Raw genomic sequence first — 26,202 nt, 5'->3', positions numbered from 1 at the left:
CATTCGGTTGCGCGAGCGGCGCCTCACAGCCCTTTCTCAAGGATCATTTGCCTGTTGTCCATTGCTGTAGGGCAATGATGTGCCCGCCGCGGCTTGCGAGACCGACCATGCGCCAGGTTCCCATGGCGCTATCGATCCTGACAGGGCGGCTCTTGCGGCTTGAACGTGCGATGATGCATCACAGCTCAGACACGAGGGCAAATTTCGGACTTCTCGACCAGCGAGATGGTCCTACACTCGCAGACAGGAGCCATCATGGACGCCAGACCGAATTCCCCTGAAGCCCGCGATATCCGCTACCACATGCACGCCTACACCAATGCCCGCAAGCATCAGGAAACGGGACCGCTGGTCATCGAAAAGGGCGACGGCATCTATGTCGAGGACATTGCCGGGAACCGCTATATCGAGGCGATGGCCGGCCTGTGGAGCGTTGCCGTCGGCTTCTCGGAAAAGCGACTGGTCGAGGCGGCCACGCGGCAGATGTCGAAGCTGCCCTTCTATCACGATTTCGGCTCGAAGGCGCATTCGCCGTTGATCGATCTGGCCGAAAAGCTGGTGCAGATGGCGCCGGTGCCGATGAGCAAGGCCTATTTCACCAATTCGGGCTCCGAGGCCAACGACACGGCGATCAAGATGATCTGGTACCGGTCGAACGCGCTCGGCCAGCCAGCGCGCAAGAAGATCATCAGCCGCAAGCGTGGCTATCATGGCGTCACCATCGCGTCCGCAAGCCTGACCGGGCTGCCGAACAATCATCTGTCCTTCGACCTGCCGATCGCCAATATCCTGCACACCTCGACGCCGCACCACTGGCGCGATGCCGAGCCCGGGGAAAGCGAGGAGCAGTTTTCCAGCCGTCTGGCCGACGACCTGGAAAAACTGATCCTCGCAGAGGGGCCGGAAACCATCGCCGCCTTTATCGGCGAGCCGATCATGGGCGCCGGCGGCGTCGTCGTTCCGCCCGCCGGCTATTGGGAAAAAATCCAGGCGGTGCTGTCGAAATACGACATTCTTTTAGTGGCCGACGAGGTCATCTGCGGCTTCGGCCGCACCGGCGAGATGTTCGGTTCGCAGACCTTCGGCATCAATCCCGACATCATGGTGTTGTCCAAGCAGATCTCGTCGTCCTACCTGCCGATCTCGGCGCTGCTGATCAACGACAAGGTTTTCGAACCGATCGCCGACGAGAGCGATCGCATCGGCACCTTCGGCCACGGCTTCACCGGCGGCGGTCATCCTGTCGCCGCGGCCGTCGCGCTGGAAAACCTCAAGCTGATCGAGGAGCGCGACCTTGTCGGCAATGCGCGCAGGGTCGGCGCGCATTTGCAGGCCAGGCTGCGCAAGCTCGGTTCCCATCCACTGGTGGGCGAGGTGCGTGGCGTCGGCCTGATCGCCGCCGTCGAGCTGGTCGCCGACAAGGCGAGCAAGGCGCCATGGGGCAAGCCTGCGGCTCTCGGTGCGCTGGTCAATGGGTTCATGCAGCAGAACGGCGTGATCTCGCGCAACATGGGCGATGCGATCGCTTTCTGTCCGCCGCTGATCATTACCGAGACTCAGGTCGACGCTTTGGTCGACGCGTTCGAACGGTCGCTCGAGGCCGCGCTGCCGCAGGTCCGGCCACAGGGCTGAACCATCGATCACTATGGGAGCGCCGTGTCGGCTGGGTCAGGTCGGCATTTCCGAACTGACCTGCTTGCGAGGCATGGTTATTCGGGCTTGTCGTCCGGATGACCGAGCTCGCAGAACCAGCCGCCGAGATATTTCACCGACGGCCTCTTTGGGTCGGGAATTGGCGTCTTCGCCTCGACAGCGGCCCGGAACGGCTCGGCGCTGTCCTGCGGGATGAATCCGAGATGGTCGGCGCCGCTGTTGTCGACCATCTTCAGCTTGTTGTTGGATAAGCCGAACGAGATGGTGTGGCCGACGCGCGGCGCCGTCAGCGATGCCTCGACCAGGCGCACGCAGTCGGCGAAGGAAAGATACGACCACAGCATGCGCCGGTCTGCCGGCTCGGGGAAAGACGAGAAGATGCGCAGGCACACCGTCTCGATGCCGAACTTGTCCCAGTAAAGCCGGCTGAGGCTTTCGACGAAATTTTTCGACACGCCATAAAGACTGTCCGGGCGCACCGGCGCGTCGACGCCGATGTGCGCCTCGATTTCGTGGTAGCCGATGGCATGTACCGAGGAGGCGTAGACGACGCGCTTCACGCCGTGTTTCCGTGCGCCTTCATAGATGTGGTAGGAGCCGCGAATGCTGGAATCGAGGATGGTCTGCCACTCGCATTCGAGCGGCGCGCCGCCGAAATGCACGATCGCATCGCAGTCCTTGGTGGCTGCGATGGTCGCCTCCATGTCGGCAAGATCGAAGACGGCTTCTTCTTCATGAGGCGCAAGATCGCTGAACGGCCCGCGGCCCGCCAGGCGGATCTTGCTTGCCAGCGGCACCAGTCCCTTGCGCAATTGCGAGCCGAGCCGGCCAGCGGCACCGGTGATCAATATACGTTCGTAGTGCGGCATCGTTTACTCCACTTGCGCGACGGCGGCATTGATCCGCGAGATCGCCTCGGCCAGCACCCCTTCGCCAGTCGCCGTCGAGATGCGGAAATAGGGTGACAGTCCATAGGCGACGCCCGGCACCGACGCCACGCGTCCTTCGTTGAGAAGATAGTTGGCCACGGCCGCGTCATCCTCAAGGACGACGCCCTTGGGCGTCTTGCGGCCGATCAGGCTGGCGCAGCCGATATAGGCGTAGAAGGCGCCTTCCGGCGGCGACAACGTCAGTCCGTTTATCTTCCTGATGCCGTCCACTACCAGGTTGCGGCGCGCCTCGAAGGCCTGCCGGAAGCGCGCGACTTCATCCTGCGGACCGCTGAGGGCGGCGACGGTCGCGGCTTGTGCGATCGAGCACACCGAGGTGCAGGACTGGCTCTGGATCGTCGACATCGCCTTGATGAGTGGCGCGGGGCCGGCTGCGTAGCCGACGCGCCAGCCGGTCATGGCGTAGGACTTCGAGACGCCGTTGACGATCAGGGTGCGGTTCTTGAGCTCGGGGCAGCCCTTGCCGAAGGAGACGAATTCGCGTCCGTCGAAGAGGATGTGCTCGTAGATCTCGTCGGAAAGGACCAGCACCTGCGGGTGTTTTGCCAGCACCGCGCCCAGCGCCTTGAGATCGGACGCGGAATAGACCGCACCGGACGGGTTGCCGGGCATGTTGAGGAAAAGCCACTTTGTCCTTGACGTGATTGCCTTTTCCAGCAGCGCCGGCGTCAGCCGGAAGCCTGTGGTCTCCGGGCATTCGACGACGACGGGCGTGCCGCCGAGCAGCTTCACCATTTCCGGATAGGAGACGAAATAGGGCGCCGGCAGGATCGCCTCGTCGCCTGGCTCCAGCGTCGCCATCAGCGCGTTGAAGATGATCTGCTTGGCGCCGTTGGCGACGACGATGTCGTCGGCCGTGTAGTCCAGGCTGTTCTCGCGGCGGAACTTGCCGGCCACGGCTTCGCGCACTTCGATGGTGCCAGCGGCGGCGGTGTAGAGCGTCTGTCCGGCCTTGGCGGCAAAATGCGCGGCATCGATGATGCGAAGCGGGGTCGGGAAATCGGGTTCGCCCAATCCGAGGTCGATCACGTCCACACCCTTGGCGCGCAGCGCCTTGGCGGCCTGCGAAGCCGCCATGGAAGCCGAAGGCTTCACCGCCGAGAGGCGCGAGGCAACGTAACTCATTGGTCGTTCTCCGAGATGTAACCCTTGGATCGGTCGTTGGCCCGCGCGGCGGCGCTGCGCTTGGCCGGATCGCCATAGCCGCCGCCGCCCGGCAGTTCGAGGATCAGCCGCCGCCCGGCGGGCACGTGCTGCCAGCCCTTGGGGCGCATCTTTGTGCCGTCGTCGAGCTTGACCACGCCGGCGACGCCGGGCTCGCCGCCATTGCGTCCGCGCGGGGGATGGTTCACGCGGTCGAACATGGCGGAGAAGTCGAACTCGTGGCCGTCGATCGCGGCGATCTCGATGATCTGACCCAGGCCGCCGCGGAACTCGCCGTCGCCGCCGGAATTCGGCCGCAGCTCCTTGCGCCAGATCACGATCGGACCGGTATGCTCCGTCGCCTCGATCGGCATCGTATGGACACCGGACGGGAAGGCCGTCGCCGACAAGCCGTCGAGCTCAGGCCGCGCGCCCATGCCGCCGGAGTTGAACATCAGCACTTCGGCGCGGCGGCCGGACGCGCCGGCGACGGGCCGCGCCGAAATGTGGATGTTCCACAGCGCGCCGGCGCCTTCGGCGAGGATCTTTCCGGGCAACGCCTTGGAGAACGCGCCAAGTACCAGATCGGGCACCATGTGGCCGAAGATGTGCCTCAACGCCACCGGGGCCGGCCGCACGGCATTCAGGATGTTGACCGGCGACGACACGGTGAAGAAGGCGAGCGAGGCGGCATTGTTCGGGATGTCGGGCGCCACCATGCATTTCAGCGCATAGCAGGCATAGGCCTTGCTGTAGATGATCGGGCAGTTGATGCCCCAGCGGCTCATCGGGTCGGTGCCGGTGAAGTCGACCTCGACATGGTCCTCGCGGACCGACACCGTGGCCGCGAGTTTGACCGGCTCGTCGTAGCCGTCGGTCACCAACTCGTTCGACCAGCTTCCCTTGGGCAGCGCCTCGATGCGTTCCAGCATGGCGTCGCGGGTGCGCGAGAAGATGAAATCGCCCAACCCATCCAGCGAGGTCAGGCCGATCTCCCTCATCATGTCGACGAGGCGCCGGTGCCCGACCTCGTTGCAGGCAGCGAGCGAATAGAAATCGCCGACCACCTGGTTGGGCTCGCGGACATTGGCGCGCAGGATCCTGACCAGATCGAGATTGACCTTGCCCTTTTCCGCGAACTTCATGATCGGGATCTGGATGCCTTCCTCGTAGACCGACTTGCCGTCGGCGCCGAAGCCGCGCCCGCCGACATCGACGACATGCGCCGTGCAGGCAAAGAAGGCGACGAGTTCGCCGTTGAGGAAGGACGGGGAGACCATGGTGATGTCGTGCAGGTGGCCGGTGCCCTGCCAGGGATCGTTGGTGACGTAAGTGTCGCCTTCGAACATCTGGTCGCGTGGGATTTCGTGCATGAAATGCAGCACCGCCTCGGCCATGGTGTTGACGTGGCCCGGCGTGCCGGTGACTGCCTGCGCAAGCATCTGGCCGCGCGGGTCGAATACGCCAGCCGACAGGTCGCCGGATTCGCGCACCGAAGTCGAGAAGGCGGTGCGCAGCAGGGTGAGCGCCTGCTCCTCGACCACCGAGATCAACCGGTTCCACATGACCTGCATGCGGATTTCGCCAATATCGCTCATGCCTGGCTGCCTTTGCGGATCAGGAGGATAGCGCCGTCGCTCTGGATGACGGCGTCGAAGCTGGTGGTGACGACGGTGGAAGTTTCGCGCTCGACGATGACCGCGGGGCCCGCGATCCGATCGCCGGGGCGGAGCGTGTCGCGCTCGACGATGCCGTAGCTGCGCGGCGCGCCGCTGACCGGATCGAACACCTCGCGGGTCGTTTTGAGTTCGCTCGTCTTCTTGCCAGTTGTGAGCTCGTGCCTGGCGACGGCGGGACGCACATCCGTCGCCTTGACCGACCAGGTGACGATCTCGATTTCCAGTCCGTCGAGCCCCTCGATGGCGCGGCCGAAGAAGCGCTGGTAATTCTCCTCGAACAACGCCTTGAGTTCTGAATCGGCATCGTCGCCGAACGGCTCGTCTGCCACCGGCACGGGGATTTCCCAGCCCTGGCCGGCATAGCGCATGAAGGCGGTGATTTCGCAGACGATCCTGCCGCTGGCGCCGCCGCGCACAAAACCCTCGGCGGAGTCCTTGAGATCGGCGAGCAGGGCATTCACTTCGGCAGGCTGGAACCGCGACAGGCGCGTCAGCTTCGAGGCCAGCGCCTCGTAGCCGAACGGCGCCTTGAGGAAGCCGATCGCCGAGCCGACGCCGGCGCCGCGCGGAACGATGCACTGGTCGATGCCGAGCTTTTCGCACAGTCTCGCCGCGTGAAGCGGGGCGGCGCCGCCGAAGGCAATCATCAGATTGTCGGATATGTTCTTGCCGTTCTCGACCGCATGGACGCGGGCAGCATTGGCCATGTTCTCGTCCACTACCTCGCAGATGCCGAAGGCCGTCGACATGGCATCGAGCGACAGCCGCTCGCCGACATCGCGCAGAATCGCCTGCTCGGACGCAGTGCTGTCCAGCTTGATCGCCCCGCCGGCGAAATTGTCGGGGTCGAGCTTGCCGAGCACGAGATCGGCATCCGTGATCGCCGGACGGTTGCCGCCGCGCCCGTAGCAGGCCGGCCCCGGCTCCGAGCCGGCACTCTCCGGCCCGGTCTGGATACGGCCCATGGCGTCGACCCAGGCGATGGAACCGCCGCCGGCGCCGATCTCGATCATCTCGATAACCGGGATGGAGATCGGCATGCCCGAGCCCTTCGAGAAGCGGTAGGTGCGCGCCACTTCGAAAGTTCGCGCAGTGCGCGGCGCATAGTCCTCGATCAGGCAGATCTTGGCGGTGGTTCCGCCCATGTCGTAGGAGACGACCTTCTCAAGACCAAAGCGCCTGGCGACGTCTGCGGCGAAGATCGCGCCGCCCGCCGGGCCGGATTCCACCAGCCGGACCGGAAATTCCGAAGCGGTTTCCACCGAGATCAGGCCGCCGCCGGAATGGATCATGAAGACGGGGCAATCGGCGCCCATGTCCTTCAGGCGCGTCTGCAGGCGGGCGAGATAGTCGGCCATCTGCGGCCGCACATAGGCGTTGGCGCAGACCGTGTTGAAACGTTCGAACTCACGCATCTGCGGCGAGACTTCGGCGCTGATCGAGATCGGGATGCCGAGTTTTCTGGCGAGGATCTCGCGCGCCCGGCGCTCGTGGTCGGGGTTGGCATAGGCATGGATGAAGCCAATCGCCACCGAGCCGAAACCACCCGCCGCAATGCGGTCGGCGATGTCTTCCAGAGCGGCTTCGTCGAGCGGCTGCAGCTCTTGGCCTTCCGCGCCGATGCGGCCCTTGACGGTGAAGCGATCCTCGCGCGGGATCAGCGGCGTCGGCAGTTGCAGGTTCAGATCATACTGCTCGAAGCGGTTTTCCGTTCGCATCTCGATCACGTCGCGGAACCCTTCCGTCGTGACCAGCGCGGTCTTCGCGCCACGGCGTTCGATCAGCGCATTGGTGGCAAGCGTCGTGCCGTGGATGATGATGCCGATCTCGGACGGAGAAATTCCGGCGTCGCGAATGACGATGGCGATGCCGTCGAGGATCGCCTGCTCGGGAGCCGCATAGTTGGTCAGCACCTTGGTCGAAAACATCGTCCCTCGGACATCAAGGGCGATGTCGGTGAAGGTGCCGCCGATGTCCGCGCCGAGACGGATGTCGTCAGTTCTGGAGGTCATGCCTTGGCCTTCTGGGAAGCGAGCGCGGCGTCGCGCATCTGAGAGAGGGTCTGCCGGGGCGTTATCGCTTCGGGCGAGATGGCGATGTCGAGGACGGCGCCGGTCGTCGAGCTAAGCGCCCGCTCGAACGCCGCCGCGAAATCCCCCGTGGATTCGACCCGCTCGGCGTGAAAACCATAGGCCTTCGCCAGCGCCACGAAGTCGGGATTCTCGAGCGAGGTTCCGGAGACGCGAGCCGGATAGTTGCGCTCCTGATGGGCACGGATGGTGCCGTAGATGCCATTGTTGACGATCAGCACGATCGGCGGCGCGCCGGCCTGCATGGCGGTTCCGAGTTCCTGGCAGTTCATCTGGAAGTCGCCGTCACCGGCAAAGCAGACCACGGTGCGTTGTGGGTATGCGACCTTCGCCGCGATCGCGGCCGGCAGGCCATAGCCCATGGCGCCGGATTGCGGCGCAAGCAGGCGCGCTTGCGGTCCAAACTTGAAGAACTTGTTCGGCCACAGGGTGAAATTGCCGGCGCCGTTGGTAAGGATGACGTCGGCCGGGAGATTCTCGCGCAGCCAGGTGCTGACCGCGACCATGTCGACCGGGCCGGGCTGCACGGGCGCAGCGAACGTGCCTTCATAGGCTTTGCGTGCCGTCGTGCGCCAGTCGGCCCAAGAACCCTTGATCGGGGTGAGCGCCTTGGCGAAGGCGTTCGGACCGGCATGGATACCGATCGTGGGCACATAGATCTTGCCGATCTCGCGATCGGAGCCGTGCACGTGGATCAGCTTCTGGCGCGGTACGGGAACTTCGAGCAGGGTGTAGCCGTCGGTCGTCATCTCGCCGAAGCGGACATTGACGGCGAGGATCACGTCCGCATCGCGGATCAGGTTTTTCACATGCGGCACCATCCCGACGCCGGCCTCGCCGACAAACACCGGCGAATGGTTGTCGAACTGGTCCTGATACCGGAAGGCTGTCACGACCGGGATATCGGAGGCCTCAGCGAAAGCCTGAAGCGCCGCGCGTCCGTCAGCCGTCCAGTTGGTGCCGCCCATCAGCAGCACCGGATTTTCGGCGGCGGCAAGCATCTTCAATACCGACGCAATTGCCTCCTGTGCCGGCGCCGCTTCGAAGACAGACGCCGGTCCGCCGAGCGGCGCGGCTCCGGTCATGGCCGTCAGCATGTCTTCCGGCAGCGCGACCACTACGGGGCCGGGCCGTCCGGTCAGAGCGGTGGTCCAGGCCCGCGCCACGATTTCGGGAAGACGATCGACGTCATCGATCTCGACCGCCCATTTTGCGACGGTTCCATACACCGCCCGGTAGTCTATTTCCTGGAAGGCTTCGCGGCCTTTCATGTCGGTGCCGACCTGGCCGACGAAGAGGATCATCGGCGAACTGTCCTGCATGGCGGTGTGCACGCCGATGCTGGCATTGGTCACGCCCGGGCCGCGCGTCACAAAGCTGATGCCCGGCGTGCCCGTCAGCTTGCCGTAGGCGGAAGCCATGAAAGCCGCACCGCCCTCATTGCGGCAGAGCACGTAGTCCAGCTTTCCACGCGTGTCGTGCAGCGCGTCGAGAACGGCGAGATAGCTTTCGCCGGGAACGCCGAAGCTCTTGGTCGCGCCAAGCGAGATCAGGCACTCGACAAGAAGGCGACCGCCATTGCGGACCATGCTTCGGCATCCTCTTACGCTGGTGGCAAGCAGACGGAGCCTGCCTTTCGAACTTATACCTGCACTCTGGCGGGCCGACGCGAAATCAAGAAATGCGGTCCATTCGAAAGTTTTTCTTTATTCTGCAATTCGAACCAGGACGCCGGGATTCATCGTGCCCTGCGGGTCGAACGCGCCCTGCAGCCGCGCCATGAGTTCCCGCTCCACTGAACTGCGATTCCGCTCGGCCACGGCGATCTTGGCGCGCCCAAGCCCATGTTCCGCCGCGAAGCTGCCCCCCATCTCGGTAGCGAGCGCAGCCAGCGCCTCGGCAAATTGTCCCGCCTTGCCGTCGAAATCGGCGCGGCCTTCCGGCGGCGACAGATTGTAGTGGATGTTGCCGTCGCCGAGATGCCCGAATGGGTTGATCCGCACGCCGGGCAGGATGTCGTCGCAAATCCCGGCGCCGGTCTCGATGAAGCGGGCGATGGCGCCCGGCGGCACCGAGATGTCGTGCTTCAACTGTTCGCCTTCCAGCCGCTGCCCCTCGGGTTGTTCCTCGCGCAGCCGCCAGAATTGCGCCCGCTGCGCGCCCGAATTGGCCAGCGCGCCATCCACGACCAGACCTTCCTCCATACCCCATTCCAGTGCCGAAGCGAGGATCTCGTCCAGCGGAACGCGCGCCGAACCTGACGCCAGTTCGACGAGCAGGTAGACGTCGCCTCGTGTTTCCAGCTGGTAGGCGAGATCAGGCAGATGCTTGAGCGCCAGCGTCAGGCCGACATCGGAGAAGAATTCGAGCCCGGCAAGGAACTCGCCGGCCTCGCCGCGCAGATAGGTGCCGAAGGAAACGGCCGCGGCGAAGTCGGACATTACCAGAAGCGCGCTCGCCTGTTGTTTTGGCGTGGGATAGAGCCTGAGGACAGCGCGCGTGACGATGCCGAGCGTGCCTTCGGCACCGCAGAACAGCTTGCGCAGCTGATAGCCGGCATTGTCCTTCTGCACCGCGCGAAGGCCGTCCCACACCGCGCCGTCGGGGGTCACGATTTCGAGGCCGAGCACGAGGTCCTGCATCATGCCATAGCGAAACGCCTGGCTGCCGCCGGCATTGGTGCCGATCAGGCCGCCGATCCTGGCGCTGCCTTCGGCGCCGAGATGCATCGGGAACATCAGGCCATGCGGCTCCAGCGCGTCGTGCAACGCGGCGAGCACAACACCCGCGTCAACCGCGATCGACCCGCTCTCCGGATCCGGTTCGCCTATTCCCGTCATGCGCGAAAGCGAGACGATGATCGCGTCCGCCCGATCGGCGACGGCGCCGCCGCACAGGCCGGTGTTTCCGCCTTGCGGAATCACGGCCACGCCGCCCACCCGGCATGCCTTGACGACTGCCGCAACTTCGGCCGTGTTCGCGGGTCTGGCAACGCCCAAAGGCGCGACGCCATAGCGGTTCAGCCAGTCGCGCTGATAAGGCTCGGCGTCGGTGCCCGAAAGCCAGCCTTTCGGTCCGAGAATCTCGCGCAAAGCGGTGACGGGATCGGTCATTGCGATACCTGCGATATGTGGCACGCCGCGTATAGACAGCAGCGGCGCCTGGCTCAATGACCCAGCACCTGCGACAGGAATTGCCGGGTGCGCTCGTTCCGGCAAGAGGTGAAGAACTGCTCCGGCGGCGCCTCCTCGACGATCTCGCCGTGGTCCATGAAAATGACGCGGTCGGCGACGCGGCGCGCGAAGCCCATCTCGTGCGTGACACAGATCATCGTCATGCCTTCCGAAGCAAGGCTCACCATGACATCCAGCACTTCGGCGATCATTTCCGGGTCGAGCGCCGACGTCGGCTCGTCGAACAGCATGAGCTGCGGCTGCATGCAAAGCGCGCGCGCAATCGCCACCCGCTGCTGCTGGCCGCCGGAGAGCTGTCCGGGAAACTTCGTCGCCTGCTCGGGAATGCGGACCTTCTCCAGATAGCACCGGGCGGTCGCCTCGGCCTCGGCGCGCGGTCGCTTGCGCACGATCATCGGTGCGATCATGCAGTTCTCCAGCACGGTCATGTGCGGGAACAGGTTGAAGTGCTGGAACACCATGCCGACTTCGCGCCTGATCCCGTCAGTGTTGCCGACATCGTCGTTGAGCTCGGTGCCGAGCACGGTGATGCGCCCGCCATTGTGCTGCTCGAGCCGATTGATGCAGCGGATCATGGTCGACTTGCCGGAGCCCGAGGGGCCGCAGACGACGATCTTTTCTCCGCGCTTCACGGAAAGGTTTATGTTCCGCAGCGCGTGGAAAGAGCCGTAGTATTTGTCCAGGTTCTCGATATGAACCGCGGCGCCGGATGACTGCGTCGAAATCACTTTGCGCGCCTCCTTACCGTTCGCCGACCGACATGCGGCGCTCGAGGTAAGCACCGTAGCGGGACAGGCTGAAGACGAAGACGAAATAGATCAACGCAATGAAGGCATAGACCTCGACATAGGCGAAGCGCCATTCGCCGGTGCCGTAGGCGGCATTGCCGGAGGCGAGGATCTCGAAGAAACCGACGATAACCACCAGCGAGGTTTCCTTGAACGAGATGACGAACTGGTTGATCGTCGCCGGCAGCGCGTTGCGCATGGCCTGCGGCAGGAGGATGCGGCCGATGCGCTGCCAGTAGCTCATGCCCAGCGCCATGGCGGCTTCCTCCTGGCCCTTCGGAACGCCCTGCATGCCGCCGCGCACGATCTCGGCCTGATAGGCCGAGAAGAACAGGGCCGAGCCGAGAATGACTCGGTGCAGCTTGTCGCCTGCCATCCATTGCGGCAGCGCGAAGGGCAGCACGACGGCAAAGGTGAAGAGAATAGAGATCAGCGGCAGCGAGCGCACTCCGTCGATGATCAGGCCCGTGGTCCTGGATATCCAGGGCAGCTCCGAGCGGCGCAAGAGAGCCAGGCAGATCGCCAGCGGAAAGCCGATCAGGCAGGTGGTGACGAAGATGAAAAGGGTGAGCGCCAGCCCGCCCCAGGCTTCCTCGCCGACATAGGGGAGGCTGAGCACGCCGCCTTTCATCAGCACATAGTAGAGCGCCGCTCCGACGCCCCAGACGATCGCGATGCGGCTGCCGGTCCAAAAGGCCGGGATGCAGCTCAGCACTGTCATGACCACGACGGCCACACAGGCCAAGGCCGAGCGCCATTGCTCCTCGAAGGGATAGAGGCCGAAAAGGATGATGCGCCATCTGGCGGCAATGACCGACCAGCAGGCTCCTGCCGCCGCCTGGCAGGCCTCGGGCCCGCCGCTGGTGGTGAACACCGCTGAGAACACCGCCCAGTTCAACAGCTTCCAGAGAACGAAAGCCATGATCGCCAGCGATATCAGCGACAGCAGCGCCTGCCGCGGCGTGGCGAAGAAACGGCGCCTCAGGTCTTCGAGCTTGCCAGGGGCAGGAGGAGCGACAATTACCATCTCCATCATTCACCCCCTCAACTGATTGCCCTTGAGGGCAATGGTTTTGTTGATGCGGTTGAACACGGCTGCCAGGCTGAGATTGATCGCCAGGAAGCCCGCCATCAGGATACCGATCGCCTCCAGCGTCTGGCCGGAGTGGTTGATGGTCAGCGCCACGATCATGAAGAAGTCGGTGAAGCCCGCCGCAATGCCCATGGTCGTCGCCTTCATCAGCCAGACATACTGGTTCGCGAGGATCGGCAGCATGGCACGCAGCGCCAGCGGCAGCCGCACCAGCGTGAACACGCGCCAGGGGCTCAGCCCCAGCGAAAGTGCGGCCTCCATCTGGCCCTTGCCGACTGCCTTGAAGCCGCCGCGCACGATCTCGGCGATGTAGGAGCCGCCATAGATGGCGATGGCGATGGCTAAAGCGGAAAATTCGGGAGGAATGCGCAGGCCGCCCTTGAGGTTGAGGCCTTGCAGGGCAGGGAAGTCGAGCAGCGGCAGGTCCGGCAGGCGACCCAGCGCAAGGACAATGACTGCGCTGGCCAGTGCCGTCGCGGCCGCGGTCAGTTGAATGCCGAGCCGCTCGCCGGGCGGTTGGCTGAGGCGCGTGGTCCGGCCCAGCCAAACCGGCAGCGCGATCGCGGCGATTACAGCAAGGAAAGCTGCCGCAAACGCGACGCCGCCGACATTGGGGACCGGCACATAGAGGCCGCGGCTGGTCAGCAGCATGCCGAAGGCCTCGTGCGCGGCGCGTGGCGTCGGCAGATGCGTGATGACGGCGTACCAGAAGAAGACCTGGAGGATCAGCGGGATGTTGCGGAAGATGTCGACATAGGTGCGGCCAAGCAGCCGCGCCAGTTCGTTCGAGGAAGTCCGCGCCAGGCCAACGATGGTGCCGACGATCGTCGCCAGGATCAGCCCGGTGCATCCCAGGAATAGCGTATTGATGACGCCGATGAGGAAGAACCACCAGTAGGGGTCGTTGGCGGTGGCGGGCGGCAGCGAGAAGTTGACATCCCAGCCCGTCGACTTGAACAGGAAGTCGAAGCCGGAGGTGATGCCTTGCTGCGCCAGGTTCCGCCGGGCAATCATCACGCAGGCAAGGATCATCGCGGCAAGCGAGCCGACATAAAGAACCTGTAAAAGCGTATTGCGGACCCTCTGATTTCTTAGCAGGCTGACCATCATGGTCTTCCCCGAATTGTCGCCGGCTCCGCCTGGCGGTGCCAGGCGGAGCTCAGAGCGAGCTGCGTTAAGAGGTGGAGTCAGTCGATCACCAGCGGGAACAGGACGCCGCCATTGTTCCAGAGGTTGGTGAGCTCGCGATCCATCTTGTAGGGCGACTCCTTGCCGAGATCGCGATCGAAGATCTCGCCATAATTGCCGACCTTCTTGATCACGTTGTAGGCCCAGTCGTCAGGAAGTCCGAGACCCTTGCCCATGCCTGGCGCGGCACCGAGGAACTTGGCGACCGCCGGCGACGTGGGCTTGGCTTTGATCTCATCGACATTTTTGGACGTGATGCCTTCCTGCTCGGCGAAGAGCAGGGCGGAGAGCGTCCAGTTGGCGACGTCGACCCAGTTGTCGTCGCCTTGCCGCACGATCATGACCTCGGGTTCGACGGCGAGCACGTCGGGCAGGATCACGTGGTCGTCGACCTTGCCCTTGGCGACACGCGCGATTGCGAGAACTGGCCCCCACTGGGCATACATGTCGCAGCGCCCCGAGAAGTATGCTTGCTCGAGCTCTTCCGTCTTTTCGATGACGACAGGCTCCAGCTTTATCCCGACCTTCTGCGCATAGGCCGCGACCTGCTGCTCGATGGTCGTCCCCGCGGGGATGCAGATCGAGCCGCCATCGGCGTCCTTGAGCGACTTCAGATTGAGCTCCTTATGCGCCATCACCTTGGTCGTTCCGAGGTAATAGGACATCGAGAATTGCAGGCCGAGCTCGGTATCTCGGCTGAGCGTGCCGCCCGACGCCTTGATGATGATGTCGACGTCGCCCGACTGCAGCGACGGCCAGCGCTGCGCCCAGCTGATCGGGACGATCTTCAGCTTGGCCGGGTCGCCGAACACGGCGGTCGCCACCGCCTTGCAGAGGTCGATGTCCATGCCCTTCCAGTTGCCCTTGTCGTCTACCTCGGCGAAGCCGAGATAGGAGCCGTCATGGCCCGTGCAGTTGAGCACGCCGCGCGCCTTCACGGTTTCCAGCGTCTTGCCGCCCGCCGCCTCGGCCGGCGCCGCAAAATGAACCAGGCCAAGGGCCATGGCTGCGGCCCCCCATTTCGTCATTTTCATGTTTGTTGTCTCCACTGTTGAGGTTCACTTGTTCTTGTTGTTGGAGGCCCGAAACACGCGCTTCGGCCCTCGGTCGCTAAGCCGCTCCTAATCGGAGAGCGGTGTCGGTTTCGGCAGAGAAAGCTTGAGGTCGCTGCCCCAATCCTGCTGGACGAGCCAGCGATGCAGGGCGGCCACCGCCTTCACGCGCAGATGCCCGCGCGGCATGACGAGGTAGAAGCCGGGGACTTCTTCCGGCTTCATGTCCGAGAGGGCGTCACGGCCAAGTGGCGCGACCAGCGCGCCCGACCTGAAGTCCTCCTCGGCATCGATGACGGAAACCAGGCCGACACCGATGCCTTGGAGCGTCGCACGGCGCATGGTGGCGGCGTCATCGAAGCCGATGCTGCGGTCGCCTTCAGCCAGTTCCACTCCGAGGTGCCGCAATATGTCGGGCCACAGCCGCTTCGACTTGACGGTGTCGAGCAGCGTGAACCGCGTCAGGTCCTGCGCCGACTTGATCTTCTCGCCAATCGCCGGGGTGCAGCATATGATCTTCGGGTCCGGCACCAGCAGCGTGGTCTCGTAGTCCGGCCAGTTGCCATAGCCCCACTGCACCGTCATATCGATGTCGTCACGCCCGAAATCGGGCAGGTCGACCATCGTCGTCAGGCGCAGATCAGCGCCCGGCAGGATCTCGCGGAACAATGAAAGCCTGGGCAGCAGATAGTGCGTCGCGAAGTAGGGGCTCGCATTGAGATTGATGCGGTCCCGGTAGTTCGATTTGGTGACGCGGCGAACGCCTTCGGAAAATTCGTCGAAGCCGGCTTTGACATAGTGCGAGAGCAGGATCGCCGACTCAGTCAGCTCGATCGAGCGCCCCTTGCGCTCGAACAGCGTCACCTGCAGCGTGTCTTCCAAAAGCTTGATCTGCTGACCGACGGCTTGCGGCGTCACCAGGAGCTCGTCGGCGGCCTGCCGGAAGCTCTTGTGCTGTGCGACGGCGTGGAAGACGCGAAGCGCATTGAGCGAAGGAAGGCGAAGCTTGCCGGTCATCGTGAAGTCCGCCTCCTTTCGTTCGAGACTCCGTTGATCATGCACTGCTGGATTTCAGACGCCGCCGGCTTATGAAAACCGATTCAGGCGTAGATGTAACCGCCTGAGACGATTACGTTTTCACCGGTCATATAGGTGTTCTTCGGGCCGCCGGTCATGAGCACCCACTCGGCGATCTCGGTCGGCTCGGCGCCGCGGCCGAGCGGGCTTGCCTTGGCCAATTCCTCGAGAAAACCGAGCGCCTTGGCCTTCTCGGTGGCCATGCCGGCGGGCGCGACGGAATTCACCAAAATCCCGTCCTTGGCGACGTGATGGGCAAAGGAGCGCGTGAGGCTGACGATGGCGGCCTTGGTCGCCGCATAATGGGCGTTCTGCGGATGCGCCTTGAAGGCGTCGACGGAAGTGAGGTTTACGATCCTTCCACGCACATGCGCTTTTGGCTCTTGCGACTGCATGTGGCGAACGGCCGCCACCATCATGTGGTACGTGCCCTTGATGTTGATGCCGTTGGAGGCGTCCCACTCGGCGTCGGTGATCTCGAGGAGCGGACGCCGAGGATAGATCGCGGCGCAATTGATCAGCGTGTCGACGCGCCCGAGCTTCGCGACAATGGCGTCGAAGGCGGCGTGACACTGCGGTCCGACCTGGATGTCGCAAGCTGCGGCAGCCGTAGGCAGGCCCTTGGCCTTCGCCGCTTCGAGAGCGCTCTCGGCAGCTTTCTGGTTGATGTCGATGATGCCGATCTTTGCTGCCCCGGCCTCCACAGCCATGCGAGCGAGAAGGGCGCCAAGGCCGGCGCCGCCGCCGACGATCAGAACGGAAAGATCCTTCATTGCAGTTTTCCTTACTTGGTGCCGCTGGGCGAGGTCGGCCAGGTCGGCATGATGTCGAAACGAGTAACGTCGGCCCATGCGGGGAGCGCCAGCACAGCGACGACCATCCTGCCCACGTCGTCCGGCTGCACCACTTTTCCGGCGTACATCGCCGCCCGGGCGTCGGCGTCGAGGATGTCTTTGTAGAGCTGCGTCTCGACCCGACCGGCGACGATCTCGGTGACGCGTATGCCGGACGGCGAGAGGTCGGCGCGCAAGGCAGCGGCAAAGCCGGAGATCGCCGCCTTGGTGGCCGAATAGACGGCGATGTTGGAATAGGCCGCGTGGCCGGCGGTGGAGCCGGTGAACAAGATGTAGCCTGACTGGCGCTCGCGCATCTGCGGCGCGACGAGGCGGGTGAGCAGGATCGCCGCGCTGAGGTTCACCTCTAACGTGGTGTCGATGTCTGCGATCGTCATGTCGGCGAAATTGCCGAGCGGCGGCATGATGCCGGCGTTGTTGATCAGCACATCGATGGTGAGATCGGCCAGGACCGATTCCAAAGCCTCGCGGTCGGTAACGTCAACGGCGATCGGCAGGATGCCAGGACGCTCGGACTGCAGTTCTTTCAGCGCCGCCTGGCTGCGACCGACCGCATAGACGTCGTAACCGGCGTCGCTCAACGCGATGGCGATGGCTCGCCCAATGCCGCTCGTCGCACCTGTGATGAAGGCTGTCGTCACGTGGGCTTCCCCTATTGCCTGATCTTTAGTCTGCGGCCTCGACCGGTGCCGCGAAACCAAGAAAAGCAGCAAAAAGGAAAGATAAACTTTCGAGAGCCTTTCCGGCAGCTCAAACGTTCCACGCTGCCTGCGCGGCCTCCAACGCTGCGAACTAAAGGAAAACAATCCCGTCGGCGCGCGGGAGAAGGTTCCCGGTCGTCGGTGGAACAAAAACACGGCTTTCGCGACGCGCGCCAATCGCATTCGGCCCACGCGAGGGATCGAACCCGTCCCGGCCTTACCCGGCCGTTGGCGCAGGCCTTTTCATTTCGGTGAAGAGCGAGGCTGCGGCGGCCTTTTGCTCCGCGTCGGTCGCCTCGACTCCGGAAGCCCGCGCCAATGCGCGAACGCGCCCGAGGCTGTTGTGCAGATGCTTGCGCATGGCCTGGCGGGCCTTGCCGCCGTCCTGTCTTTCGATGGCATCGACGATGGCTTTGTGCTCGCTGTGGATGCGAGCGTAATAGCTGTCCTTCAGGGCCGGCTCGACGACATAGCCGAGCTGGAAGCGCGGCACGATCATCGGTCCGAGATAGGCCAGGAAGCCATGGATGAATTCGTTGCGCGCGGCTTTGGCGATCGCGAGGTGGAAATCGTAGTCGTAGTGGATCTGGACGGCTGCCGGGTCCGCCTGCTGCGCGTCGATGTCATCCATCATGGCACGGATGTCGCTCGCCTCCTTGTCGGTGCGGCGTTCGGCGCAGAGCCCGGCGGATTCGACTTCGACGCTCAACCTGAGTTCGAGCAAGGCGATGGTTTCCGGCAAGGTTCTCAGCGCCTCGTCCGGGATCGAGAAATTGCGCGGCACGGGTGTTTCGCTGACGAACATGCCGCGACCCTGCTGCGGCACCACCATGCCCTCGGAGCGCAGCCGCGCCACGGCTTCGCGCACGACGGTGCGGCTGACATCGTATTCGGCGCAAAGCTCCGCCTCGGTCGGCAGTTGCGCGCCCGGCTGCAACTCACCGGAGCGGATTTTTTCGGCCAGGCTCTCCGCCACGACGGTGGAAAGCGGCTTGCGCTTCGTCATTCAGGCCTTCCGTTCAAGTCCAGACTAGGGCCGTTCAAGTTCAGATTCGGGATGATGCCCGAACCGGCGAGACCATTCAAACCGCCGCGGTGACGATCAGTTCGACCAGCATGCCGGGCTTGGCCATCCGCCCTTCGCCGGAAGAGCGTGCCGGCGCATGCTCTTTCGGCATCCAGGCGTCCCAGACCGCATTGACCTCGTCGAAATCCCGCACGTCGTCCAGCCACATCTGGACGTGGAGGATGCGGGTCTTGTCGGTGCCTGCCGTGGCGAGTAGCGCATCGATCTTGGCGAGCACCTCGCGCATCTGGTCGGCCGCCGGTTGGCCCGGCTTGGCAACCTGGCCGGTCAGGTAGAGCGTGCCGTTGTGGATGACGCCATGATGGATGCGGGTGTCGAAGTCGAAGCGTTGGATATCGCCCACTGGATCTTCCTCGTCAGATTGCCGGCGTCTGCCGGATGGGGTTGCCCTGCAGGTACTGCGCGTACGGCGCTTGGACGAGCCAGCCGGCATCGACGGGCAGCGTAACGCCGGTGATCGACGCGGCACGGTCGGAGCAGAGGAACAGCGCCGCCTCGGCGACATCGCGCGGCTCGACGAAGCGGCGCAGCGCGGTGGTGGCCTGGATCGCTTCCGGGTTGCGTTCGCCCTTGGCGATCCTGGCCTTCAGCCCGTCGGAGAGGGTATAGCCCGGCGCTACGGCGTTCACACGGACTCCATGCGGGCCGAGTTCGGCAGCCAGGATCTGGGTGAGCGCCAGGACCGCATGCTTTCCGGGCGTGTAGGCCGGAAGCGACAGCGGCGCGAAGGAGGCGAGCGAGCCGACATTGAGGATCGCGCCGCGTCCGGCGGCCGACATCAGCCGGCCGAACAACTGGCAGCCAAGCAGCGTGCCGCGATAGTTGATCCGCCACATCTGCTCGTCTTCGGTGAGGTCCTGGTCGAGCACATGCTTGCCGCTCTGCAGGATGCCGGCGCAGTTGACCACGACATGAGGGGTGCCGAACGCATTGCTGACGTCTTGCGCCAGCGCCTCGACGGAAGCGGGATCGCCGACATCGGTCTGGACAAACACGGCGCGTGGGGCGCCGGCGCTCTCGCAGGCCTCGGCGGCTTCCTTGCCGCGGCTCGCGTCCCGGCCTGCGACGACCACCTGGTAGCCTTCCTCGGCGAAGCGCTCCGCAATAGCGCGGCCGATCCCGGACGTGCCGCCGATGACGACCGCGGTCGAAGCCTCAGCCATTGTGGCGCTCCTTTCGCTCGATGTCGAAGAATGCGGCCATGGCCTCGACCTGGAAGTCCATCATCGGGCGTCCGGGCTGGATGCGGCAGCCGATCTCTTTCGCCGCCTTGAGCAGGGCCGTTTCGGCCGGCTCCATGATGATGTCGACCACGGTCATCTCCGGCGTCAGCTTGTTCACATCCATCGGCAGCGGATCGCCGCCCTTCAGCCCGGAGGGCGTCGCGTTGATCGCCATGTCCATTCCGGACGGATCGGGTTCGCCGACCTCGATGCGGCAATCGGGGAACGACCTGCTGACCAGCGAAGCGAGCTTTTGCGCGCGTTCCCTGTCGATGTCGGCGAGGCGGATCTCCGTCGCGCCTTCCTCGGCGAGGCAGTAGGTCAGCGATGCGCCCGCACCGCCTGCGCCGACCTGGAGGATGCGCCGGCCGGCGATCCGGTGTCCGCCGGCCTTCAAGCCGTCGATGAAGCCGACGCCGTCGAAATTGTCGGCATACCAGGTGCCGTCCGCCTGCCGGCGCACGGAATTCGCGCTCTGCACGCGCGCGGCGCGATCGTGGGCGGCGGCGCATTTGTGGTAGACCGGGACCTTATAGGGCACCGAGATGATGACGCCGCGGATGTTCTCCGCCGCCGTGATGCCGGCCCAGAAAGTATCGAAATCTTCCGGACGGCAGCTCAGCGGCACCATCAGACTGTCGAGCCCCTTCTGCTCGAAGATCTCGTTGAAGATGCCAGGGCTTTTCGCGTGGCCCACGGGATGGGCCAGCATGACGAAGACATCGGCCTTGCCGGTTCCGCGCATCGGTTATTCCTTTCCGTTTGACAGTTCATGATCGCTCAGGACCTCGAGAGCCCGGACGAGCGACGAGTGGTCTGCTTCCGCGCCGCCCGGGCGGGCCGCACAGGCATTCATCAGTTGCTGCGCCAGCGCCGTGCTCGGCAGGGCGGCTCCAAGCGCGCGGGCGCTTTCGAGCGCGAGGTTGAGATCCTTCTGGTGCAAGCGGATGCGGAAGCCCGGCGCGAAGGTGCGGGCGATCATGCGCTCGCCATGCACTTCGAGCACGCGGGACGAGGCGAAGCCGCCCATCAGCGCGCTTCGGACCTTCGCCGGATCGCAGCCCGCTTTGCTGGCAAAAACAAGCGCTTCGGCAACGGCTTCTATGTTGAGCGCGACGATGATCTGGTTGGCTATCTTGCAGGTCTGGCCGGCGCCGTTCTTCTCGCCGATCAGGGTGATATTCTTGCCGAGCTTTTCGAAGATGGGCAGCGCGCGCTCGAATTCGGCAGCCGGCCCGCCGACCATGATGGTGAGACTCGCCGCTTTTGCGCCGACCTCGCCGCCGGAGACGGGTGCGTCGAGGAAGCCGCCTCCCGCTTCCCTGAACTTCGCCGCGAATTGCGCGGTGGCGATCGGGCTGATCGAGCTCATGTCGATGACCAGCTTGCCGGCTGAAATCCCTTCGAGCACGCCACCCGGCCCGAGCAGGACGCGCTCCACGTCGGGCGTATCGGGCAGCATGGTGATGATGATTTCGCAAACCCGCGCCACTTCCGCCGGGGAAGCCAGCACCGACGCTTTCAGATCGGCAGGCAGAGGAGAGCGATTGAGCACCGTGACGATCTCGTGCCCGGCATCGGCAAGATGCCGCGCCATGGGCGCGCCCATGACGCCAAGTCCGATGAAACCGATTTTCATGCGCAACTCCCGTGCTCGCCAGAGCGTCTTGCAGCTCAATGGAGGCGTATGATATAGGACATCATACAAATTTCAATGCCTCTTCCACTGGAGACCGATCGCAAATGCAAGAGCGCGTCAATTCGCTGAAGGCGGCCGTTAAGGCCGGCCGGCCTCATATCGGCATCTGGTGCTCGCTGGCTTCAGCGCTGACCACAGAAGTGGTGGCTGGTTCCGGAGCGGGCTGGCTGCTGATCGACGGCGAGCACAGCCCCAACGATCTGCGCAGCATCATGGCGCAGCTTCAGGTCGCGGCGGCATTTCCGTGCGAGGCGGTGGTGCGCCTGCCGTCCGACGATCCCAACCTGATGAAGCAGGCCCTGGATGTCGGTGCCCGCAGCCTGATGATTCCGAATGTGCGCACGCCGGAGCAGGCGCGCAAAATCGTCGCGGCGATGACCTATGCTCCGGGCGGCTTCCGCGGCTTCTCGGTCGGCCATCGCGCCAACGCCTTCGGCCGTATCGCCGGGTATCATGCGAAAGCGCGCGAGCAGCAGTTGTTGGCGGTGCAGATCGAGGACGCGGCCGGCGTCGCCAATGCGGCTGAGATCGCAGCGGTGGATGGCGTGGACGTTCTGTTTGTCGGGCCCGGCGATCTTTCCATGAATATGGGCGCGATGGGCAATCCCGGCGCTGCGCATGTGCAGGAGGCGATCGCTTCCGTGCGCACGGCCACGGCCGCGACAGGCAAGGCGAGCGGGATTTTGGCTCCCGTGAAGGCCGATGCCGACCGCTATCTCGCCGAAGGCTTCACCATGGTTGCCGTCGGTTCCGACCTCGGCCTGTTGGCGCGGGGCTCGGACGCCCTGATTGCGTCCTTCAACCGCTAGACTCGGGAGACGGCCGTGGCGATCCCCCCTTACAAAGCACCCTCGCGCTACGCCTACGACATCGTCATCGTCGGCGGTGCCGTCATCGGCTCTTCGACGGCTTACTGGCTGAGCCAGGCGCTGGGCAGTGGCGCCTCGATCCTCGTGGTCGAGCGCGACTCCAGCTACGAATTCTCCTCGACGGCGCTCTCCACCAGCGCCATCCGCCAGCAATACTCCAATCCGATCAATGTGAAGATCAGCCAGTTCGGCATCGAGATCATCCGCGGTTTCCAGGAGCGGATGGCGCCCTTCTACACGAACGAGCCGGCGCCCGATCTCGGCTTCAAGGAGCACGGATATCTCTATTGCTGCTCGCCGGAAGGCGTGGAGGCGGCCAAGGAGCGGGTCGAGCTGCAGCGCAGCCTCGGCGCCCACACCGTCTTCCTTGAGCCGGGTCCGCTGAAGGAACGCTTCCCCTGGCTGAATGTCGACGACCTCGGCGGCGGTTCGTGGGGTGCGCGCGAAGAGGGCTGGTTCGATTCCATGGGCATGTTGAACGGCTTCCGCCGCGCCGCCCGCGCCAGCGGGGTCGAGTACATCGACAATGCCGTGACCGGACTGGATGTCGTCGATGGGCGGGTTGTCTCCGCTCGGCTGGCGACCGGCGAGACAGTCGCTTGCGGAACCCTGGTCAACGCCGCCGGCCCGCGAGCGCAGCAGGTCGCTGCCATGGCCGGCCTTTCCATCCCGGTAGCCCCGTACAAGCGCTACAGCTTCGTCTTCGCCAGCGCCAACCCGATCCCTGGGCGAATGCCCAACGTCATCGACCTTTCCGGCACTTTCGTGCGCCCGGAAGGCGAGCTCTTCCTCACCGGCAACACGCCGCAGGGCGACGGGCCGGCCGATTACGACGATTTCGAAATGCATTTCGAGGAGTTCGACGACTATATCTGGCCGGCGCTGTGGCACCGCATTCCGGCCTTCGACGCGCTCAAGGTCCAGACCAGTTGGACCGGCCACTACGAATACAACATGCTCGACCACAACGGCATCGTCGGCTTTCACCCGGAGGTGAAGAACTTCATGTTCGCCAACGGCTTCTCAGGGCACGGCCTGCAGCAGTCGCCGGCGGTCGGCCGGGCGGTGTCGGAGCTCATCGTGCACGGCGCCTTCGAGACGCTGGACCTTTCACCGTTCTGTTACGAGCGCATCCCGCGCAATGAACCATTCCTGGAAGAAGCGGTGATCTGAACGGTTCGGGAGAATTTCACTCGGCGGCCTGAACGTGCCGGGCGTCGATGATCGCCCTTATCTCCGAGCGGCACGAACCGCAGTTGGTGCCGGCGCGCAGCGTCGAGCCGATCGCCTCCAGACTGTCGCAACCCGCAGCGACCGCCGAAGCGAGCTGGTTGACGCCGATGTGGAAGCATGAGCACACGACCCGCCCGATGGCGGGCATCGGCGCTGGCGAACGCCCGGAAAGAAGCGCATGGCGATCGGCTGGCGACAGCGGCTGGCGGGTGGCCAGCAGCGAGACCAGCCAGTCCCGCGTCGGCAACTGGTCTGGAGCGGCGACCAGCACGGCCTCAGCCATGGCGCCGCCTTCGTCGATCGCAGCGGCGCGATAGGCGAGCCCGCGGCGATCGGTGTATTCGAGCAGTTGATCCTGCCGTTGAACGCCGAGCAGCTTGCGCGCCAGAAGAATGCCCTGGTCCGGCGGCTCGGTCCCGGTCAGTTCGTAGACCCAGCCGCCTTCGACCGCGTAGCGGCTCCAGTGGACGAAACCGGTCGGCCTGAGGTCGCGCCGCGTGATGAGCACACCGGCCCATCCAGTGTTTTCGCGCACGATTCTGACTGGGACATGCTTCAGTTCCGGCTGGCCGGAATGCGGGTCGGTGACAGGCGAGGACAGCAGGCCGGTGGCGGCCCTGGCCGCGAACTGGCCGCTCCAATGCATGGGCATGAAGGCATGGCCGCCCCGCTGCGCGTTGGTCACACGTACTCTCGCGCGCACGAAACCGAAGCGCGTCGACAGATGGGCAAGGTCACCATCCTTGAGCTGGTGCGCGGCCGCATCCGCCGGATTGAGGTCGACCGCCGGTTCCGGCGCGTTGGCCATCAGGCGCGGCACGGTGCCGGTACGCGTCATGGTGTGCCATTGGTCGCGCAACCGGCCCGTGTTCAGCGCAAGCGGATAGTCCGCATCGACTGTAAACGCCGTCGCCTCCTGCCGCACCGGCACGAAACGCGCACGGCCGTCCGGTGTCGGGAAACGACCGTCCGCAAACAATCTCGTCTGGTACTCGCGCGATTCTGGTGCCGGCCAGTGGCGCGGCGCGAAGCCGGCATAGCCCGCATCGCTGAGGTCCGTCAGGCCGCCCAGATCGAACAAGCGCCCCCCATTGTTCTCGAAAGCCGAGAGCGCGGCATGCTCGCGGAAGATTTCCGCCGGCGTCTGGTAGGCAAAAGCATCGCCGAAGCCCATGCGCGCGGCGACCTCGCAGATGATGCGCCAATCGGCTTTCACTTCGCCCGGCGACGGCACGAACGGCCGCTGACGCGAGAGGCGCCGTTCCGAATTTGTGACCGTGCCGTCCTTCTCGCCCCAGGCAGCGGCGGGCAGCAGCACGTCGGCATAGCGCGTGGTGTCGGTGCGGGTCACATCCGAAACCGCGACGAAATCGCATTTGGACAGGGCGGCGCGCACGCGCGACGCGTCCGGCATGCTCACCGCGGGATTAGTGCCCATGATCCACAGCGCCTTGATGCGGCCGTCGGCAACCGCCTGGAACATGTCCACGGCCTTCAGCCCGCCGCGTCGCGCGATTCCGGGCGCCTTCCAGAAGCGGGAGACCCGCTCGACAGCGGCCTGATCCGCGAAGTCCATGTGCGCGGCAAGTTGGTTGGCGAGGCCCCCCACCTCGCGGCCGCCCATGGCGTTCGGCTGGCCCGTGACCGAGAACGGCCCCATGCCTGGCTTGCCAATGCGGCCGGTGGCGAGGTGGCAGTTGAGGATGGCGCTGACCTTGTCGGTTCCATGGGCCGACTGGTTGACGCCCTGGCTGTAGACGGTGACCGTCCGTTCGGTGCCGGCGAAGATCTCATAAAAGGCCTGGACATCCGTGGCCACCAGCCCGCAGCCTTTTGCGACGCGCGCGACCGACGGCGCATCGGCACCGGCCAGCGCGGCAGCGGCTTCGAAGCCCGATGTGCTGGTGCGGATGAAATCCGCGTCGATCTTTCCGCTCTGGACGAGATGCGCCAGAAGGCCGTTGAACAAGAGCACGTCCGTGCCCGGATCAAGCGCCAGGTGCAGGTCGCATTCGTCGGCCGTGGCGGTGCGGCGCGGATCGATGACGACGATCCTGGTTCCGCGTTCGCGCTGCGCCGCGAGCATGCGCTGGTAGAGCACGGGGTGGCACCATGCGGTGTTGGAGCCGGTGAGCACGATCAGATCGGCGTGCTCGAAATCCTCATAGACACCGGGAACGATGTCCTCGCCGAAAGCGCGGCGGTGGCCGGCGACCGACGACGCCATGCACAGCCGCGAATTGGTATCGATATTGCCCGAGCCGATGAAGCCTTTCATCAGCTTGTTGGCGACGTAGTAATCTTCGGTAAGCAACTGGCCGGAGACATAGAAGGCGACCGAGTCCGGCCCATGCTCGGCAATCGCGTCCGAGAATTTCGCGGCGACGAGGTCGAGCGCTTCGTCCCAACTCGTCTGCCTGCCTTGGATTTCCGGCTGAAGCAAGCGGCCATCGAGGCCGAGCGTCTCGGCAAGCGCGGCACCCTTAGAGCAAAGGCGGCCGAAATTGGCCGGGTGCTCGGGATCGCCGCGGACGGTTGCCTTGCCACCCGCGGCGATCTCGGCCACCACGCCGCACCCCACCCCACAATAGGGGCAGGTGGTCCTCACCTCGCGTGCTTCTTCCATGGC

At 64.6% G+C, this 26,202-nt stretch carries 22 protein-coding genes; 3 read left to right on the top strand and 19 right to left on the bottom strand.

Annotated elements, in window-relative coordinates; genetic code table 11:
* Positions 1-255 precede the first annotated feature (255 nt).
* Positions 256-1,632: an aspartate aminotransferase family protein gene (locus tag CK221_RS23625; RefSeq protein WP_095779446.1), complete on the top strand. Its 1,377-nt coding sequence runs from the start codon at positions 256-258 to the stop codon at positions 1,630-1,632.
* A 77-nt stretch (positions 1,633-1,709) separates the two neighbouring features.
* Here the strand turns inward: CK221_RS23625 and CK221_RS23620 are convergent, their stop codons facing one another.
* The 18 genes from CK221_RS23620 to CK221_RS23535 form a co-directional block, all read right to left on the bottom strand.
* Positions 1,710-2,522 (bottom strand): NAD(P)-dependent oxidoreductase, encoded by an 813-nt coding sequence (locus tag CK221_RS23620; RefSeq protein ID WP_067328769.1) that lies wholly within the window; start codon positions 2,520-2,522, stop codon positions 1,710-1,712.
* 3 nt (positions 2,523-2,525) lie between these two features.
* Positions 2,526-3,728, bottom strand: a complete 1,203-nt coding sequence (locus tag CK221_RS23615; protein ID WP_095779445.1) for a pyridoxal phosphate-dependent aminotransferase — start codon at positions 3,726-3,728, stop codon at positions 2,526-2,528.
* Positions 3,725-5,344 (bottom strand): hydantoinase B/oxoprolinase family protein, encoded by a 1,620-nt coding sequence (locus CK221_RS23610; protein WP_095779444.1) that lies wholly within the window; start codon positions 5,342-5,344, stop codon positions 3,725-3,727. Before CK221_RS23610 ends, CK221_RS23615 begins: the two co-directional genes overlap by 4 nt.
* Positions 5,341-7,437 (bottom strand): hydantoinase/oxoprolinase family protein, encoded by a 2,097-nt coding sequence (locus CK221_RS23605; RefSeq protein WP_095779443.1) that lies wholly within the window; start codon positions 7,435-7,437, stop codon positions 5,341-5,343. Before CK221_RS23605 ends, CK221_RS23610 begins: the two co-directional genes overlap by 4 nt.
* Positions 7,434-9,104 carry a thiamine pyrophosphate-binding protein gene (locus CK221_RS23600; protein WP_095779442.1) on the bottom strand — a complete coding sequence of 557 codons (1,671 nt, stop codon included), beginning with the start codon at positions 9,102-9,104 and terminating at the stop codon, positions 7,434-7,436. Before CK221_RS23600 ends, CK221_RS23605 begins: the two co-directional genes overlap by 4 nt.
* A gap of 117 nt (positions 9,105-9,221) precedes the next feature.
* Complete coding sequence (locus CK221_RS23595; RefSeq protein ID WP_095779441.1) at positions 9,222-10,628, bottom strand: FAD-binding oxidoreductase; 1,407 nt, start codon at positions 10,626-10,628, stop codon at positions 9,222-9,224.
* 53 nt (positions 10,629-10,681) lie between these two features.
* Complete coding sequence (locus tag CK221_RS23590; RefSeq protein ID WP_095779440.1) at positions 10,682-11,437, bottom strand: amino acid ABC transporter ATP-binding protein; 756 nt, start codon at positions 11,435-11,437, stop codon at positions 10,682-10,684.
* A gap of 13 nt (positions 11,438-11,450) precedes the next feature.
* Positions 11,451-12,533, bottom strand: coding sequence for an amino acid ABC transporter permease (locus CK221_RS23585; protein WP_245430715.1), 1,083 nt, complete (start codon positions 12,531-12,533; stop codon positions 11,451-11,453).
* A complete protein-coding gene (locus tag CK221_RS23580) occupies positions 12,534-13,700 on the bottom strand; it encodes an ABC transporter permease subunit (RefSeq protein WP_245430714.1) in 1,167 nt (388 codons plus the stop codon). It lies immediately after the preceding gene.
* Between the two features lie 77 nt (positions 13,701-13,777).
* Positions 13,778-14,812 (bottom strand): amino acid ABC transporter substrate-binding protein, encoded by a 1,035-nt coding sequence (locus tag CK221_RS23575; protein WP_082980382.1) that lies wholly within the window; start codon positions 14,810-14,812, stop codon positions 13,778-13,780.
* A gap of 87 nt (positions 14,813-14,899) precedes the next feature.
* Positions 14,900-15,847 carry a LysR substrate-binding domain-containing protein gene (locus tag CK221_RS23570; RefSeq protein WP_066992107.1) on the bottom strand — a complete coding sequence of 316 codons (948 nt, stop codon included), beginning with the start codon at positions 15,845-15,847 and terminating at the stop codon, positions 14,900-14,902.
* Positions 15,848-15,930: 83 nt separating this feature from the next.
* Complete coding sequence (locus CK221_RS23565; RefSeq protein WP_095779439.1) at positions 15,931-16,680, bottom strand: SDR family oxidoreductase; 750 nt, start codon at positions 16,678-16,680, stop codon at positions 15,931-15,933.
* Between the two features lie 11 nt (positions 16,681-16,691).
* Positions 16,692-17,402 (bottom strand): SDR family oxidoreductase, encoded by a 711-nt coding sequence (locus tag CK221_RS23560; protein WP_095779438.1) that lies wholly within the window; start codon positions 17,400-17,402, stop codon positions 16,692-16,694.
* A 277-nt stretch (positions 17,403-17,679) separates the two neighbouring features.
* The gene (locus CK221_RS23555) at positions 17,680-18,468 is read right to left on the bottom strand and encodes a FadR/GntR family transcriptional regulator (RefSeq protein ID WP_176478037.1); all 789 of its coding nucleotides are present in this window, start codon (positions 18,466-18,468) and stop codon (positions 17,680-17,682) included.
* Between the two features lie 76 nt (positions 18,469-18,544).
* Positions 18,545-18,892: a RidA family protein gene (locus tag CK221_RS23550; protein WP_066992119.1), complete on the bottom strand. Its 348-nt coding sequence runs from the start codon at positions 18,890-18,892 to the stop codon at positions 18,545-18,547.
* A 13-nt stretch (positions 18,893-18,905) separates the two neighbouring features.
* Entirely contained in the window at positions 18,906-19,712 is an 807-nt protein-coding gene (locus CK221_RS23545; RefSeq protein WP_095779437.1) for an SDR family oxidoreductase, read from the bottom strand.
* Positions 19,705-20,517: a shikimate dehydrogenase gene (locus tag CK221_RS23540; protein WP_066992125.1), complete on the bottom strand. Its 813-nt coding sequence runs from the start codon at positions 20,515-20,517 to the stop codon at positions 19,705-19,707. The genes CK221_RS23545 and CK221_RS23540 overlap by 8 nt, the downstream gene beginning before the upstream one ends.
* A gap of 3 nt (positions 20,518-20,520) precedes the next feature.
* The gene (locus CK221_RS23535) at positions 20,521-21,411 is read right to left on the bottom strand and encodes a 2-hydroxy-3-oxopropionate reductase (RefSeq protein ID WP_067328800.1); all 891 of its coding nucleotides are present in this window, start codon (positions 21,409-21,411) and stop codon (positions 20,521-20,523) included.
* Between the two features lie 104 nt (positions 21,412-21,515).
* Here CK221_RS23535 and CK221_RS23530 point away from each other — a divergent pair, with 104 nt between their 5' ends.
* Positions 21,516-22,280, top strand: coding sequence for an HpcH/HpaI aldolase/citrate lyase family protein (locus CK221_RS23530; RefSeq protein ID WP_095779436.1), 765 nt, complete (start codon positions 21,516-21,518; stop codon positions 22,278-22,280).
* A 15-nt stretch (positions 22,281-22,295) separates the two neighbouring features.
* A complete protein-coding gene (locus CK221_RS23525) occupies positions 22,296-23,513 on the top strand; it encodes an FAD-dependent oxidoreductase (RefSeq protein ID WP_095779435.1) in 1,218 nt (405 codons plus the stop codon).
* A gap of 16 nt (positions 23,514-23,529) precedes the next feature.
* Here CK221_RS23525 and CK221_RS23520 read toward each other — a convergent pair whose 3' ends face one another.
* A complete protein-coding gene (locus CK221_RS23520; RefSeq protein WP_095779434.1) occupies positions 23,530-26,199 on the bottom strand; it encodes a nitrate reductase in 2,670 nt (889 codons plus the stop codon).
* Between the last annotated feature and the right edge of the window lie 3 nt (positions 26,200-26,202).

It is taken from the genome of Mesorhizobium sp. WSM3868, assembly GCF_002294785.1.
In the GTDB taxonomy this organism is placed as follows: domain Bacteria; phylum Pseudomonadota; class Alphaproteobacteria; order Rhizobiales; family Rhizobiaceae; genus Mesorhizobium.
This window is presented reverse-complemented; position numbering and strand designations above follow the sequence as displayed.